The organism is Akkermansia sp. 54_46 (assembly GCF_001917295.1).
In the GTDB taxonomy this organism is placed as follows: domain Bacteria; phylum Verrucomicrobiota; class Verrucomicrobiia; order Verrucomicrobiales; family Akkermansiaceae; genus Akkermansia; species Akkermansia muciniphila.
Window position 1 is genome coordinate 54,563 of record NZ_MNUD01000032.1, and the last position, 13,798, is coordinate 68,360.

General features: G+C 57.8%; 15 protein-coding genes. 3 read left to right on the forward strand and 12 right to left on the reverse strand.

Going from position 1 to position 13,798, the window contains the following annotated elements:
* Positions 1-133: 133 nt before the first annotated feature.
* From BHW66_RS06640 to BHW66_RS06695, 12 genes are all read right to left on the reverse strand, one after another.
* On the reverse strand, positions 134-1,201 hold the full coding sequence (locus BHW66_RS06640) for an acyltransferase (RefSeq protein WP_046434440.1): 1,068 nt from the start codon (positions 1,199-1,201) through the stop codon (positions 134-136).
* 19 nt (positions 1,202-1,220) lie between these two features.
* On the reverse strand, positions 1,221-2,018 hold the full coding sequence (gene map / locus BHW66_RS06645; protein ID WP_094137219.1) for a type I methionyl aminopeptidase: 798 nt from the start codon (positions 2,016-2,018) through the stop codon (positions 1,221-1,223).
* A 13-nt stretch (positions 2,019-2,031) separates the two neighbouring features.
* Positions 2,032-2,682 carry a nucleoside monophosphate kinase gene (locus BHW66_RS06650; RefSeq protein WP_286688973.1) on the reverse strand — a complete coding sequence of 217 codons (651 nt, stop codon included), beginning with the start codon at positions 2,680-2,682 and terminating at the stop codon, positions 2,032-2,034.
* 28 nt (positions 2,683-2,710) lie between these two features.
* On the reverse strand, positions 2,711-4,213 hold the full coding sequence (secY, locus tag BHW66_RS06655; RefSeq protein ID WP_102732923.1) for a preprotein translocase subunit SecY: 1,503 nt from the start codon (positions 4,211-4,213) through the stop codon (positions 2,711-2,713).
* 140 nt (positions 4,214-4,353) lie between these two features.
* On the reverse strand, positions 4,354-4,812 hold the full coding sequence (rplO, locus tag BHW66_RS06660; protein WP_012419978.1) for a 50S ribosomal protein L15: 459 nt from the start codon (positions 4,810-4,812) through the stop codon (positions 4,354-4,356).
* Positions 4,813-4,874: 62 nt separating this feature from the next.
* A complete protein-coding gene (rpsE, locus tag BHW66_RS06665; protein WP_031930630.1) occupies positions 4,875-5,537 on the reverse strand; it encodes a 30S ribosomal protein S5 in 663 nt (220 codons plus the stop codon).
* Positions 5,538-5,553: 16 nt separating this feature from the next.
* Complete coding sequence (rplR, locus tag BHW66_RS06670) at positions 5,554-5,916, reverse strand: 50S ribosomal protein L18 (protein ID WP_046434433.1); 363 nt, start codon at positions 5,914-5,916, stop codon at positions 5,554-5,556.
* Between the two features lie 35 nt (positions 5,917-5,951).
* Positions 5,952-6,491, reverse strand: a complete 540-nt coding sequence (rplF, locus tag BHW66_RS06675) for a 50S ribosomal protein L6 (protein WP_046434432.1) — start codon at positions 6,489-6,491, stop codon at positions 5,952-5,954.
* A gap of 21 nt (positions 6,492-6,512) precedes the next feature.
* Positions 6,513-6,914 carry a 30S ribosomal protein S8 gene (gene rpsH / locus BHW66_RS06680; RefSeq protein ID WP_012419974.1) on the reverse strand — a complete coding sequence of 134 codons (402 nt, stop codon included), beginning with the start codon at positions 6,912-6,914 and terminating at the stop codon, positions 6,513-6,515.
* 12 nt (positions 6,915-6,926) lie between these two features.
* A complete protein-coding gene (rplE, locus tag BHW66_RS06685) occupies positions 6,927-7,508 on the reverse strand; it encodes a 50S ribosomal protein L5 (protein ID WP_012419973.1) in 582 nt (193 codons plus the stop codon).
* 66 nt (positions 7,509-7,574) lie between these two features.
* Positions 7,575-7,802 carry a 50S ribosomal protein L24 gene (gene rplX / locus BHW66_RS06690; RefSeq protein WP_012419972.1) on the reverse strand — a complete coding sequence of 76 codons (228 nt, stop codon included), beginning with the start codon at positions 7,800-7,802 and terminating at the stop codon, positions 7,575-7,577.
* A 223-nt stretch (positions 7,803-8,025) separates the two neighbouring features.
* Positions 8,026-8,898 carry an NAD(+)/NADH kinase gene (locus BHW66_RS06695; RefSeq protein ID WP_161994145.1) on the reverse strand — a complete coding sequence of 291 codons (873 nt, stop codon included), beginning with the start codon at positions 8,896-8,898 and terminating at the stop codon, positions 8,026-8,028.
* Between the two features lie 149 nt (positions 8,899-9,047).
* Between BHW66_RS06695 and BHW66_RS06700 the strand changes: the two genes are divergently transcribed.
* The 3 genes from BHW66_RS06700 to BHW66_RS06710 are packed head-to-tail and all read left to right on the forward strand — an operon-like array spanning position 9,048 to position 13,776.
* Complete coding sequence (locus tag BHW66_RS06700; protein WP_102732922.1) at positions 9,048-9,551, forward strand: septal ring lytic transglycosylase RlpA family protein; 504 nt, start codon at positions 9,048-9,050, stop codon at positions 9,549-9,551.
* Between the two features lie 42 nt (positions 9,552-9,593).
* Entirely contained in the window at positions 9,594-11,051 is a 1,458-nt protein-coding gene (locus tag BHW66_RS06705; protein WP_286688974.1) for a bifunctional UDP-sugar hydrolase/5'-nucleotidase, read from the forward strand.
* 37 nt (positions 11,052-11,088) lie between these two features.
* Positions 11,089-13,776 carry a DEAD/DEAH box helicase gene (locus BHW66_RS06710; protein ID WP_102732920.1) on the forward strand — a complete coding sequence of 896 codons (2,688 nt, stop codon included), beginning with the start codon at positions 11,089-11,091 and terminating at the stop codon, positions 13,774-13,776.
* Positions 13,777-13,798: the final 22 nt, after the last annotated feature.

Consider the following 13,798-nt stretch of genomic DNA (forward strand, 5'->3'; position numbering starts at 1 on the left):
GCAAGAACGGCAACGTGACAAAAAAGCCGCTTCCACCCCTTCCAGCAAAGGAAAGAATAAGGGATTTGCCTTTTGACGGCAAGAGATAAGCGCGGCTCCCTTCCCGTCCCGGCGGAACGGCTCTTCAAGACGGCTATTTCCCATAGGCCCCCAGCAGGGGAACCAGCCGCGGGGCAAATCTTTTCATGCAGAAAAAAAGCCCCGCCAGCACGGCGAAAATGACCGGAACCAGACAAAGCCAGAGCATGTCCCACGCTTCCCCCTTCCATGTAATCCAGCCGCTTTCACGCAACAGGATGATGACGATGTAATGCGTCCCGAAAATGAAAAAACACGCCGGAGCCAACCCCGCCACCCATCTGGCCGTGCGCGGAAACCATTCCGTGAACAGAATGGCCAGGGACATCAGCCCCAGCATGCCCAGGGCGATGAGCATCGAGTTGTGCTGGTCCCGGTGGCCTGCCAGCCACCAGGTAAGCGCAAGCGTGGCAGCCAGAAAGGGCACAGCGTACCGGCGCACGGCCTCCGTCAGGAACGGGAGGGAATACCGGGAAACATACATTCCCAACAGGAAAAATCCCAGGCTGTTGGCGATGGGATAATCATGATCCGCCAGATCCAGCGCAAAATAGTTCAGGGACAGCATGACCATGCCCGCCCAGAGCAGATAGTCTCCCAAGCGGTAAAGAAGGGGAGCCGCAGCAGTATAAATAATAATATCGCGCAGGAACCACATAGGCGCGTCCACGGGATGCCCGGCAATGCCCAGGCAGCGTCCGAACGCCGCGAGAGCGGGCCAGAACCCGGCGCCCTCCTCTCCTTCCAGCCATTCATACATAGGCCGGTAGGACGCGTAATATTCATGCAGGGGAGACCAGCCGATCAGGACGGCCGCAACCAGCCCCCACACCAGATACGGACGGAGAAGAAACCAGCTCCGCCTCCAGAGGAAAAGGCTTCCTCCATCCAGAGGGCCGAACGAGCCTCTCCCCACAAAGTAGCCCGCCGCCAGCAGAAAAAAGGGCGTTCGCGCCGCCAGGAACTCCGCCCATATCCACCGGTACAGCTCCGCCGAATAAAAGGCCATGTGATTCGCAATAATCAGGATGCAGGCGACCACGCGGGCCACATCCACCCACACCATCCGGCGGGCGGCGGTCTTCTCCAGAATCACGGGAACGGAAGATACCGGCGGCGTCATTCCCTGGAGGGGGCTGAAGTTACAAAGGAGCAATGCCGAGCTGTTCCGGCAACGCGATGCGGGGGCGGTCCGTCACAATCAGGGGCGCGCCGTCCGTTACGATAACCGTGTGCTCAAAGTGGGCGGAAGGCTTGCCGTCCGCCGTGACGACCGTCCAGCCGTCATCCAGAATTTTAACGGAAGGCCTGCCCGCGTTCACCATCGGCTCAATAGCCAGGGCCATCCCCTTTTTCAGGCGCGGAAGCTTGTAATGGGGGCGGTAATTGGGAATCTGGGGTTCTTCATGCAGGTGGCGGCCTATGCCGTGCCCCACAAAATCCCGAACCACGGTAAAACCGCGGGGACGCACGAAACCTTCCACCGCCGCGCAGACGTCCGCCAGCAAAGCGCCCGGCCTTACCAGTTCAATGGCGCGGAACAGGGATTCCTCCGTCACGGCCAGCAGCCGCAGTTTTTCCGGATCCACCATACCCACCGGAACGGTCATGGCGTTGTCTCCATGCCAGCCGTCCACAACAGCGCCCACGTCCAGGCTCACAATATCCCCGTTCTGAATGCGGCGGGGACCAGCGCTGCCGTGCACCACTTCCTCATTGATGGAAATGCAGAGCTGGCCGGGAAACCCGCGGTATTGGTAAAAGGAATTGCCTACCTTGTGCTTTTTAAAGATTTCACGCGCGATATCATCTATTTCCCGCGTAGTGCGTCCCACCTGGACTTCGGCCCCGATCTCCATCAAGATTTCCGCCGTTACAGCCCCGGCCTTCTGCATCTTGGCTACCTCGCCGGGAGACTTGATATGGATTCGTTCTGCCATGGGATTATTCTTTCTATTGCCGGTACTCTTCCAGCTTGCGGGCCAGATCCCGGGAAACCTCGGCAGGTTCCCGTTCTTCGGACACCGTCATTTTAACGACCAGGCCGTGGGCCTCGTAGTACCTGGCTACGGGCAGCGTCATGGCTTCAAAATCTTTCCAGCGGCGGGCGAAAGCTTCCATATTGTCATCCTTGCGGGAAACCATTTTCCCGCCGCACTTGGAGCATTTCTCTTCCGGCGTCTGCACCACGTAACCGCATGTGGAACATTCCCGGCGGCGCATGATGCGCTGTTCAATGAGCTCCCTGGACACATCCATCCAGACGACCACGTCCACAGAGGTTCCCCGCTGGTTCAGAAAATGGTCCAGCGTTTCCGCCTGCGCAACCGTGCGGGGATAGCCGTCCAGCAACCACGCGCCATGGTCCATCTCTGACAACCAGCCGCGCACCATGTCATTGACAATTTCGTCCGGAACCAGCATGGCCCTGTCCATATAGCTCAAGGCTTTCCGGCCCAGTTCCGTGCAGGATTCCACTTCCCTCCGCAACAGGGAGCCGGTGCTCAGGGAGTGAAGGCCGAAGGTATCAGCCAGAAACCGGCCCTGGGTCCCTTTGCCGGATGCGGGAGCCCCAACCAGAATGAAATGCTTGAGTTCCTTCATATCTTTACTTTCAGTAAAAAAGGGGGGCTTACTGCATGGCGTTGTAGGCGATGGCTCCGGCCAGCACAAGCAGGGCGATAACAATCCACATGACGGTAACGGTGCGGCTGCCCGCAGCGGCGCCGGTACCCTGGATGTGCCCGTATTTGCCCTTAAGTTTGCCTTTTTTCAGGAAACCGTCGTAATTGCGGGAAAGAAGAGTCGTTTCCACCTGGCGCATCATGTCAAGCAGTACGCCCACCAGAATAAGAAGGCTGGTGCCTCCGAAGAACTGGGTGACCAGGTAGGGGATATTGCCTCCGATATTCAGCAGGGAAGGCAGGAAGTAAATGAGGGTCAGGAATGCGGAACCGGCAAAGGTCAGCCTTTGCATGGTCTGGTCCAGGAAGAGGGCGGTGGGGGGGCCGGGACGAATGCCGGGAATATAGCCGCCGTTGCGCTTCAGGTCTTCCGCGATCTGGGAGGGCTGGAACATGGTCGCCACCCAGAAGTAGGAGAAGAAGAAAATCATGAGGCCGGAAATAATGTAATAGCCGGAAGAAGCGGGATTCAGCCAGTCATTCATCTTGGTCGCGATCCACTGCAGCGTGGTGTTGTAATGGGCGATCTGGGAGAAGAGGACCTGCGGAAGGGAGAGGATGGCCGTAGCGAAAATGACGGGCATCACGCCGGAGTAGTTAAGCTTGAGAGGCAGGTACTGAGTGGCGCCGTTGAACATTTTATTGCCCATGACCCGTTTGGCGTACTGCACGGGAATGCGCCGCTGGGCCTGCGTCACCGTCACGACGAGCGCCACCACAACAATCAGGAAAGCAATCAGGGCCACGAGCAGCATGGCTCCCATGGGGACAACCGTACCGTCCTTGTACACCAGGGTTTTCCAGGCCAGGGTGACTGCCCCCGGAAGGGCGTGAATAATGTTGACGGAAATGATGAGGGAAACACCGTTGCCGACGCCGCGTTCCGTAATCTGGTCGCCTATCCACATCAGGAACATGGTGCCCGCCACCATAATGAGCACCGTCATGAGGGCGAACTGGATGCCGGGGTCAATGACAAGCTGGCAGTCCGCAGGAATGTTGAGACCCACGGCCTGCAGGCGTTCCGGGTGTTCCAGCGTGCCGACCAGGAACCAGCCCTGCACAAGGGCAATGACGATGGCGATGGCGCGCGTCCACTTGGTCATTTTCTGGCGGCCGCCTTCTTCCCGCACCATCTTGGCCCACTGGGGAACCACCGCGGAAAGGAGCTGGGTCATGATGGAAGCGGAAATGTAGGGCATGATGCCCAGAGCAAAAATGCCGCACTGCTGGAGGCCGCCGCCGGAGAAAATGGTCAGCACGGTAGCCAGACCCGCTCCGGGACCGCTGGCGTTCGCGGAGGCTTCAATCACTTTCTGCAGCTCCATGACGTCAATGCCCGGCAGGGGAATCTGTACCCCCAGGCGGACGACGACAATCATCGCCAGTGTGAACAAAATCCGGCGCCTGAGCTCCGGTACTTTCATGGAGTTTGCAAATGCGGATATCATGGTCCTGTAATATAAAAGTTGGCGCGCAGCTTGGCTTGCATGTCGCGGCGGTTTGCACCCGGGGCATCCATGGGAACCGCAACAGTAAACACAATGATGCGAACCGGGTCAAGCTGCATGACCCGGTTCGCCAAATGTGATTAGGCTTCGCTAAGCACGGTGACGGTGCCACCGGCCTGGGTTACCTTCTCGCGGGCGCTGGCGCTCACGAAGTCCACGACTACGTTCAGGTTCTTGGTCAGGGTGCCGTTGCCGAGAAGCTTCACGGCGTCGCAGGGACCTTGGACGAGCTTGGCTGCACGCAGGGTGTTTTCATCAACCGTAGCGCCGGCTTCAAACACGCGTTCAAGCTGGGAGAGGTTGACAATGAGGATTTTATCCTGGAAGCGGGTATTGTTGAACCCCTTCTTGGGCAGACGGCGGTGAAGGGGCATCTGGCCGCCTTCAAAGCCCGGCCGAATCGTGCCGCCGGAGCGGGCCTTCTGGCCTTTGTTGCCTTTGCCGCAGGTCTTGCCGAGACCGGAGCTTTCCCCGTTGCCGAGGCGCTTCTTGCGGTGCTTGGCTCCGGGATTGGGCTTAATCGTATGAAGCTGTAACATGTTATTTACAATGGTTGGATTTCGTGGAGGCGGCGGCGCCGGGCCGCCGCCTCCTGATCAGATTAGATGGCCTTTTCCTTCTTCTTGCCGCGGTCGGCAAGAACCTGGTCGCTCGTGCGCAGGGAAGCGAGAGCCTGCAGGGTTGCCTTCACCACGTTGGCGTGGTTGGAGGAACCGAGGGATTTGGCAACAATGTCACGCACGCCCGCTGCTTCCAGCACGGCACGGATGGTGTTGCCGGCAATCAGGCCGGTACCGGGGGAGGCGGGCTTCAGAAGCACCTTGCCGCCGCCGAATTCGGAGTAGACTTCATGCGGAATCGTGCCGTTGGCGATGGAGACCGGGCGAAGCTGGCGCTTGGCGGCTTCCGTAGCCTTGCGGATGGCGTCTGCCACTTCATTGGCCTTGCCGAAGCCGAAGCCTACGCGGCCTTCCATGTCTCCGCTCACGACGAGGGCGGAGAAGGAGAAGCGGCGGCCGCCCTTGACGACCTTGGCGCAACGGTTGATGAACACAACCTTTTCAGCGAGCTGGGGGCCTTCTTCCACGGGAGCTTCAGCCTGAGGGCCACGGCGTCCGTCACGACGGGGTCCGCGGGGTCCGCGGCCATTCTGGCCGTCACGGCGGGGTCCGCGGGGTCCGCGGCCGCCCGTTGCGGGTTGCTGCGCTTGAGCGGGAGCGGCGGCTTCCGTAGCAGGAGCAGTGTTTTCCGTTTCGTTATTCATTTAGGGAATCTTTCAATTAGAATTTCAAACCGGTTTCGCGGGCGGCATCGGCCAGGGCCTTCACCTTACCGCAGAACTTGAATCCACCGCGGTCGAAAACGACTTCAGTGACATTGGCAGCCTTCGCGCGTTCGCCGATCAGATTGCCCACCTTGGTAGCGGTAGCGCAGTTGGCGAGTTTGGAAGGATCGGCGATGGAAGCATCGGCCGTGGAAGCGGAGCAGATAGTCTTGCCCACCGTATCGTCGATGATCTGGGCATAGACGTGGCGGTTGGAGAAATAGACAGCCAGGCGGGGGCGGGAAGCCGTTCCGGAAACCTTTCTGCGGATGCGGCGGCGAACCTTGGCGCGGATGGCTTTGCGATTGATAGTACTCATCGTGTGTAAATATGTTGTAATAGTTATTACCTGAATTACTTACCGACGCTCTTGCCTTCCTTGCGGCGGATAACTTCACCGACGAAACGCACACCCTTGCCCTTGTAGGGTTCCGGGGGATAGTACGCACGGACTTCAGCGGCAAACTGGCCCACGACCTGCTTGTCGATGCCTTCGACCGTCACTTTCGTGTTTTCAGTCACGGTTACCTTGAGGCCTTCCGGGATTACCTGGTTGATCGGATGGGATTTGCCCAGGTTCAGATCCAGGATGTTGCCCTTGACGGCGGCGCGGAAACCGACGCCGACGATTTCAAGGTTCTTGACGAAGCCTTCGGACACGCCGATGACCATGTTGTTCAACAGGGAACGGTTCGTACCGTGCAGGGCGCGAAGCTGACGGCTTTCGCCGACGCGGTCAACGGAGAGCTGATTGCCTTCAACGGTAGCGGTGATGCCTTCCGGAAGCGTCCAGGAAAGCTTTCCTTTGGGGCCTTCCACCTGAACGGAAGAGCCGTTAACCTTTACCGTTACCTTGTCCGGCAATGTGATGGATTTTTTACCAACTCGGGACATATGTTTAGGAAATGTTAATGGTTACCATACAAGGGCGAGAAGTTCGCCGCCAATGCTCTGCTTGCGCGCCTGCGCACCGGTCATCACACCGCGGGAGGTGGAGACGATGGCAATGCCAAGCCCGCTGAGAACGCGGGGAATGTCCTCGGAAGAAACGTACTGGCGGCGGCCCGGCTTGGAGCTGCGCTTCACATCGGTAACGACCGGCTTGCCCTGCGGGGTAAACTTGATCTTCACCTTGATTTGCTTCTTGGAGCCTTCTCCGGTCACTTCATAGTTCCAGATGTAGCCTTCTTCCTGCAGAATCCGGGCGATTTCCACCTTGATGTTGGAGCAGGGAGCGGTAAATTCCTCGTTGCCGGCCAGGCTGGCGTTTTTCAGGCGGGTGAGGAAGTCGGAAATGGGATCACTTAATACGGCCATGGTAAGAAATAGTTAGGCGTTGGCAGTTTGGGTTTCTTCGGCCTTCTTCGGTTCGCGCATGGGGACGCCCAGGGCGCGAAGCAGGTCGCGGCCTTCATCGTCCGTAGGAGCGGAAGTCACGAAAATGATATCGAAGCCGATCTGACGCTTGATCTGGTCAAGTTCGATTTCGGGGAAGATGGACTGGTCGGAGATGCCGACGGCATAGTTCCCGTTCCCGTCAAAGGACTTGTAGGGAAGACCGCGGAAGTCGCGAATGTTCGGAGCCGTAATATTGATGAAGCGGTCCAGGAATTCCCACATGCGGGCGCCGCGCAGCGTTACGCGGGCTCCCAGAGGTTCGCCTTCACGCACCTTGAAGTTGGCCACGCTCTTGCGGGCATAGGTGACGGAGGGTTTTTGTCCGGTGATTTTGGCGATTTCATTAACGGCATCTTCCACGGCCTGCTTGCGGTCCGGGTGCTTGCCCATGCAGGAGGTGACAACAATCTTCTCCAGGCGGGGAATCTGATGCACGTTCTTGTATGCATGCTTCGCTTGAAGGCCGGGAACGACCTTTTCACGGTAGTATGTTTGCAGTGTTGGTGTACTCATTGTTTTAGCGGGTCAGCTCTTTATTAATGATCGATATGGCTTAAGCGCAGGGTCAGACCGGATGGCCTAGCCTACTTTTTTCACGTTGGAGATGTGAATCGGGCCGTTGATTTCCTGAATGCCGCCTTCCGGGTTCTGTTCGGTCGGGCGCACAGCCTTTTTCAGGGTGCGGGCGCCTTCTACGATGACAGTACCTTTGGAAGCATTCACGGCGAGAACGGTGCCGCGCTTGCCCTTGTGGTTACGTCCGGCGATGATTTCCACTTCATCACCTTTTTTCACGTGGGTCTTCATATATGACTATTTCTTACGCGTTTATGCGATTAAGATCTGCCACCCCCTTGGTGGCAGGGCAGGAAGAGTATGATAGGATAGGCCTTTTCGTCAAGCCCGCATCCTAAAAAAATCGTTTTACCGCCCCTGCGCCAATGCGGAACGATGAACGAAGGACTGTTCCCGGATGCGGGAATTCCGCAGGGAGGGAACAGCCCGCCAGGAGCCGGGCTTCCGCGACGGTCTATTCATCATCGGAAGGGATCTCCGCCCCCTGCCAGCGCAGCTTGGCCCTCAGCAGGGCGCCGAAATTCTGCTTCCGGAGATGAACCAGGGAAAGCGTTTCCGGGGCCTTCCGGATTACCAGGCTTTCTCCCACTTCAATGGGATAGGCGGAACGGCCGTCCAGGGAATAAACCATGGAGTCAAAGCGGCCGCGGCGCTCGCGGGGCCGCAGGCGTATGGTCATGGTGTCAGGAAGCACCACGGAACGATTGGTCAGGCTGTGCGGGCAAATGGGGGTGACGCATACGACACGGGACATGGGCCAGACCAAAGGCCCCCCGGCGGAAAGGGAGTATGCCGTGGAGCCGGTGGGAGTGGAAACCAGAACGCCGTCCGCATGGTAGCGGTTCAGCAATTCCCCGTCTATCTCCGCATCCAGGTCCACCATCTTGCCGGACTGGGCGCGGATCAGGGAAACTTCATTCAAGGCCAGCTTGCGGGGAGGAGCCGCAACGCCGTCTTCCCCTGCCCGTACTACTTCAAGCATGGAACGTTCATCCGTCAGGTAGGAACCTTCCTGAAGGGCATACGCCAGAAGCGGCAGTTCCTGCACGGAACAGGTGGTCATGAATCCCAGCCGGCCCAGGTTCACTCCCGCCAGGGGAACGCGGTGCATGGCCGCCAGGGAAGAGACGGTCAGCATGGTGCCGTCCCCTCCGAAGGTCACCAGCATGCCGCACCGCCCGATAGCCCGTTCCAGGGCATCCGGCGTTTCAATGACGCAGGAGCCCAGCCCGTGGCGGGAAAGTTCCCGGCGCATGATGCGCAACGCTTCCCCCAGTCCCGGTTTTTCCGCCAGCGCGACCAGGCCGATTACCTTGGAAGAATTCATGCGGGAGATCATACTGCATTTTTCCGAGCCGCTCAACTGGTAAACCGCAACCGGGAAAAGATTGTTCCGCCCTGCTCTATTCCTTAAATTTCAACTCTTGTTCCTTTTTTGTTATACAAAATCATCAATATGTGTTAAACGTAAAAAGCGTGAAATGGTTCTTCCCCGTCCTGCTGTTTTTTCTGATGCCGGGCTGCTCCACTACGGAGAAGTGCGCTCAGAAAACGGAGCCGTCCGTTCAGGAGGCAGAGGCGCATGTCAAAAATGCGCCCTACCGGGTGCGTGGAAAAAGGTATACTCCCATGAGCGTGGCGGATGCCCTGCAATACCATGAGACCGGCTATGCCTCCTGGTATGGCGGCAAAGCGCGCCGCCTGAAGACATCTTCCGGAGAGTACATCAATCCCCAGCGTTCCATGACGGCGGCCCACAAAACCCTGCCGATGCCGTGCAAGGTGAAAGTCACCTGCCTGGAAACCGGCAAATCAACCGTCGTCAGAATCAACAACCGCGGGCCTTTTCACAGCAACCGCCTGATAGACCTCACCACCGCCGCCGCAAGCCGCATCGGCCTGCATAGACGCGGCGTATCCAGGGTCCGTCTGGAAGTCATCTCCGTGGGTGACGGCCCGCATGAGGTTTCCGCCCGTTAATCCCATTTCATCCTTTTCCGTATATTTATCATTTTACCCTGCATGATTCCGCTACGCATTGTTCTTGCCTCCCTGGCATGCCTGTGCCCGTTCTCTCTGGCTCAGGAGCCTAAATCGGATCCCGATAAAACGCTGATTATCATTTCTACCAGCGATATCCACGGCAATCTGGACAATTTCCCAAGACTGGCCACACTGGTAAAACAATACCGCGCTAAATATCCGCACGTGCTGCTGGTGGATTCAGGCGATTATTTCATAGGTAATCCCTATGTGGACGACTGTGAAAAACGGGGCGAACCCCTTACCATCCTGATGAATAAACTGGGGTATGACGTAGTGACCATCGGAAACCATGACCTGGACTACGGGCAGGAGGCCCTGCGCGACCATATCAAGGGAATGCCTTCCACCAAGTTTGTCATTACCAACGCCAATCTTTCCCCTACTCTGGAAAACTGTTTCTCTCCGTATGTCAGCATCCCGATTGAAGGCACGTCCGTTTCCGTAGGGTTCATAGGTCTGGCGGACCTTCAAACCACGGATGTGAGGAAGATGGCCGGCATCTCATGGACGCTGCCGGATGAAGAAGATTACAAGGGCATCACGGACAGGTTCCGGCTTCACCACAACACCATTAACGTCATCCTCAGCCATCTGGGATACGGCAATGATCTGAAAATGATGAAGTATTCGCCGAATATCGACGTCATTCTCGAAGGCCATACCCATGTCATGCTTCCCAGCGGTCATCTCAGAACAGGCACGCTGCTCAGCCACACGGGACATAGTTTGAGCCACGTAGGAGTTACGGAAATCATTTTCTCCACGGAACATCCCGTCTCCATCCTTTCCAAATCCACCAGGGCCGTTTCTTTGAATGAGGAAATTCCCAATGACCCGGAAGTAAAGGAAATTGTCCGCCGGTTTTCCGGAAATCCGCTTTTCAACCAGCAGGTGGGCGTCGCCGGAGAAGAAATCACGCACGTCACCATAGGCACCCTTTTCTGCAAGGTCATTCAGCAGGCCTCCCATTCGGACATTGCCATTTACAACCGCGGCGGAGTACGGTCCAAAAACCATCTTAACAAAGGACCCGTTACCATCAGGGACATTTACGAGCTGGAACCCTTCCGGGAAAAGATCGTCACCTGCTCCATGAGTAAAGCGGACATTGAGCAACTGATCCTGTCCAAATTCATGTCTCCGACCGATGACGAAGGAGGTATTCTGGAAGTGTACTGCTCCGGATTCTCCTACCAGATCATGGACGGTGTTACGCCCAGCATTACCAGCACTTTGAAAAACGGGGTCATTTATACTGTCGCGATGGGAGACTACCTGTGCAGCAATTTCATATTTCCCCAACGGGGAAACGGCAAACCGACGGGAATAGATGTCCGCAAAGCCCTGATTGATTACCTGAAACAAATCAAGAAGCTGCTCAATCCTCCGCCGTCCAAGCTGCCCATCATCAGAGATACGACGTTCGCCCTGTGAACTACGGCCGCAAGCACACGCTACATTCCTGCCCGCCATGCAGCCGGCCCCCTATCATGCAGTACCGGAAGAGAAACGGAATATCAATGGTTTCCGCATCCTCCCCTCCGGTGCTTTGGTGACGAACACGCCGCCTTTCGACCGTCTGTTTGAAGAAGGAACCGGAAACGGGCTGTATGCCCTGGCGGTATCCAACTGGGAAACCGTTCCGGATCCGGGCGCCTTCTTTATCAAGAACATGGCGCGCCAGGCGCTTACCCGCATGGCGCACGCTGCCGCAGAAAGGCCGGACGAGGTGGATGCCGTTCTGGACCACCTGCTGGCCTCCGCTACGGAAAAAGCCTTTCTGGCGGAGCAATTCCCCCCCGTGCCGGGCGCGGAATATGCCACTCCGGACATCATTGCCGGATGGTTTGAAGATTTGCGGAAGGCAATAGCAAAGGAAATCCGCGCCCGAGGCATTACCCCCGCCGAATGGTTGAACAGCCTGGGCGCGCCCTGGAACCAGATAGGCAAGGTATTTTTCCACCTTGCGGAAAACCGGGATGACGCCACAGGCTCCCGCCCCTTTGCTTTCATGGCTACCTTTGCGCATCAAAGCGCTGCGGACAACCAGGTGCGCCACCTCCCCCTTGCCACCGCCCTGAAACTTCATGAAGGTAATTACACCGCCTTGCTGGCCGTACTCCAGCCCTTGAAAGAAGCGGCACGGGAAAGCCCCCTGCTGAAGCGCCTGCTGGATAACGGAAAAATTTATACGCCGATGGCCTGGAGCGCTCCGGAGGCCCGGGATTTTCTGCAGGACACGCCGCTCTACGAACGCGCAGGCATCATTGTGCGCATGGTGAATCTATGGAAAAAAACCCCTCCCAAACTACAGGTAAAAGTTACGGCAGACGCATCCGGAAGTGAAAAAACGGTCCATTCTTCCGGGCTTTCCGTCCGCAGTCTGCTGAAATTTTCCGTATCCGCCACTCTGGGAGGCAAAGACCTGACCCCGGAGGAGCTGGGGGAACTGCTCAGCAACGGAGACGGCCTGATCCGCTTCAAGGGGGAATGGGTGCGCGTGGACGCCCGGAAGGTCCGGGACTTAATGGACCGGTGGACTCAAGCGGCACGTATGATGAGCTCCCTCGGCATTCCTCTGGTCCAGGGTCTGAGAATGCTGGTTAACGGCCCTTCCGGCCAGCTTGTACAGATTCCGGAACCGGACGAAGACTGTGTCATGGAACCGGGACAAAACCTCCGGCAGACCCTGGACATCCTGGCGGGGAAAGTCCCAGTCTCCATACCGGAGCTTCCTTCCCGGCTGGACGCCCTGATGCGCCCTTACCAGAAAGAAGGGTTCTCTTTCCTTTACCGGATTACGGAACAGGGTTTTGGCGCCTGCCTGGCGGATGATATGGGGCTGGGAAAAACCCTTCAGGCTATTGCGTGGCTGGACACATTGCGGAGAAAAGGCCGGCTGGAGGGCCTGCCGGCTCTGATTGTGGCTCCGGCCTCCCTCCTGTCCAACTGGAAAGAAGAAGCGCAACGCTTCGCCCCGGAGCTTATCCTGCGCATCATGCACCCTTCCTCCCCGAACCCGTGGCAGCCGGAAAAAACCCTGCGCCGGAAAGACTGCCACGCCGTCATCACTACGTATGGCATGGCTGCACGCACGTCCGCCCTGGCCGACCTGCATTTCCCGGCCATTATTCTGGATGAAGCCCAGGCTATTAAAAACGCAGGCTCCGCCCGTTCCCGCGCCATTCGTTCCCTGCATGGAGAACGACGCATAGCCCTGTCCGGCACGCCGGTGGAAAATAACCTGAATGAACTCTGGAGCCTGATGGAATTTCTGAATCCGGGGCTGCTGGGCAGCAGAAAAAGCTTCGAATCCTTCACCCGTTCCCTGGAACGCGGCTATGCCCCGCTGCGACGCCTGGTGCGCCCCTTCATCCTGCGCAGAATGAAGACAGATCCGGCGCTGGTTCCCGACCTGCCGGACAAAACGGAAATACCGGCCTATTGCTCCCTCACGCCGGAACAGGCCGCCCTGTACCAGACACAGATAGACATGCTGCATGCCGTATTGGACGAACCGGACCCGGCTGCCCGCCTGATGCTGATTTTACCCATTCTGGCACGCCTCAAGCAGATCTGCAACCACCCCGCCCAGTTCCAGGGCACGGACGATTATGCGCCGGAACGCTCCGGAAAATTCCGGCGGCTTCAGGAACTGTGCGCCTCCATTGCCGCCAGGCAGGAAAAAACCATTCTCTTTACCCAGTTCCGCTCCATCATTCCCCATCTGCACGATCTCCTGTCCGGAGTCTTCGGCCGTTCCGGGCTTACCCTGCACGGGGGAACGCCTATTCCGGAACGCCAGAACATCGTCACCGCCTTCCAGAAGGAATCCGGCCCTCCCTTCTGCATCCTGTCCCTGAAAGCCGCCGGCACCGGCCTGACGCTGACCCAGGCATCCCACGTCATCCATGTGGACCGCTGGTGGAACCCCGCTGTAGAAAACCAGGCCACGGACCGGGCCTACCGCATCGGGCAGCACCGGAACGTACTCGTGCACCGCCTGATCTGCCGGGGCACCATTGAGGACCGCATTGACGCCATGCTCAAGGACAAGCGCCGCATGGCGGACGACCTGTTCTCCGGAGGCCCCGAACAATGGCTCATGAACATGAGCGCGGAAGAATTAAACAATTTGTTTTCCGGCAGTCCTTGCTGAACACCCTGCGTAAGAACGGATT

Excerpts from the sequence above, each read along its gene's own strand:
- rpsE (WP_031930630.1), bottom strand. The coding sequence starts at position 5,537 with ATGAATAACGAAACGGAAAACACTGCTCCTGCTACGGAAGCCGCCGCT.
- BHW66_RS06650 (WP_286688973.1), bottom strand. The coding sequence starts at position 2,682 with ATGAAGGAACTCAAGCATTTCATTCTGGTTGGGGCTCCCGCATCCGGC.
- rplE (WP_012419973.1), bottom strand. The coding sequence starts at position 7,508 with ATGAGTACACCAACACTGCAAACATACTACCGTGAAAAGGTCGTTCCC.
- secY (WP_102732923.1), bottom strand. The coding sequence starts at position 4,213 with ATGATATCCGCATTTGCAAACTCCATGAAAGTACCGGAGCTCAGGCGC.
- BHW66_RS06640 (WP_046434440.1), bottom strand. The coding sequence starts at position 1,201 with ATGACGCCGCCGGTATCTTCCGTTCCCGTGATTCTGGAGAAGACCGCC.
- rpsH (WP_012419974.1), bottom strand. The coding sequence starts at position 6,914 with ATGGCCGTATTAAGTGATCCCATTTCCGACTTCCTCACCCGCCTGAAA.
- BHW66_RS06705 (WP_286688974.1), top strand. The coding sequence starts at position 9,594 with ATGATTCCGCTACGCATTGTTCTTGCCTCCCTGGCATGCCTGTGCCCG.
- rplO (WP_012419978.1), bottom strand. The coding sequence starts at position 4,812 with ATGTTACAGCTTCATACGATTAAGCCCAATCCCGGAGCCAAGCACCGC.
- BHW66_RS06695 (WP_161994145.1), bottom strand. The coding sequence starts at position 8,898 with ATGAATTCTTCCAAGGTAATCGGCCTGGTCGCGCTGGCGGAAAAACCG.
- rplR (WP_046434433.1), bottom strand. The coding sequence starts at position 5,916 with ATGAGTACTATCAATCGCAAAGCCATCCGCGCCAAGGTTCGCCGCCGC.
- BHW66_RS06710 (WP_102732920.1), top strand. The coding sequence starts at position 11,089 with ATGCAGCCGGCCCCCTATCATGCAGTACCGGAAGAGAAACGGAATATC.
- map (WP_094137219.1), bottom strand. The coding sequence starts at position 2,018 with ATGGCAGAACGAATCCATATCAAGTCTCCCGGCGAGGTAGCCAAGATG.
- rplX (WP_012419972.1), bottom strand. The coding sequence starts at position 7,802 with ATGAAGACCCACGTGAAAAAAGGTGATGAAGTGGAAATCATCGCCGGA.
- rplF (WP_046434432.1), bottom strand. The coding sequence starts at position 6,491 with ATGTCCCGAGTTGGTAAAAAATCCATCACATTGCCGGACAAGGTAACG.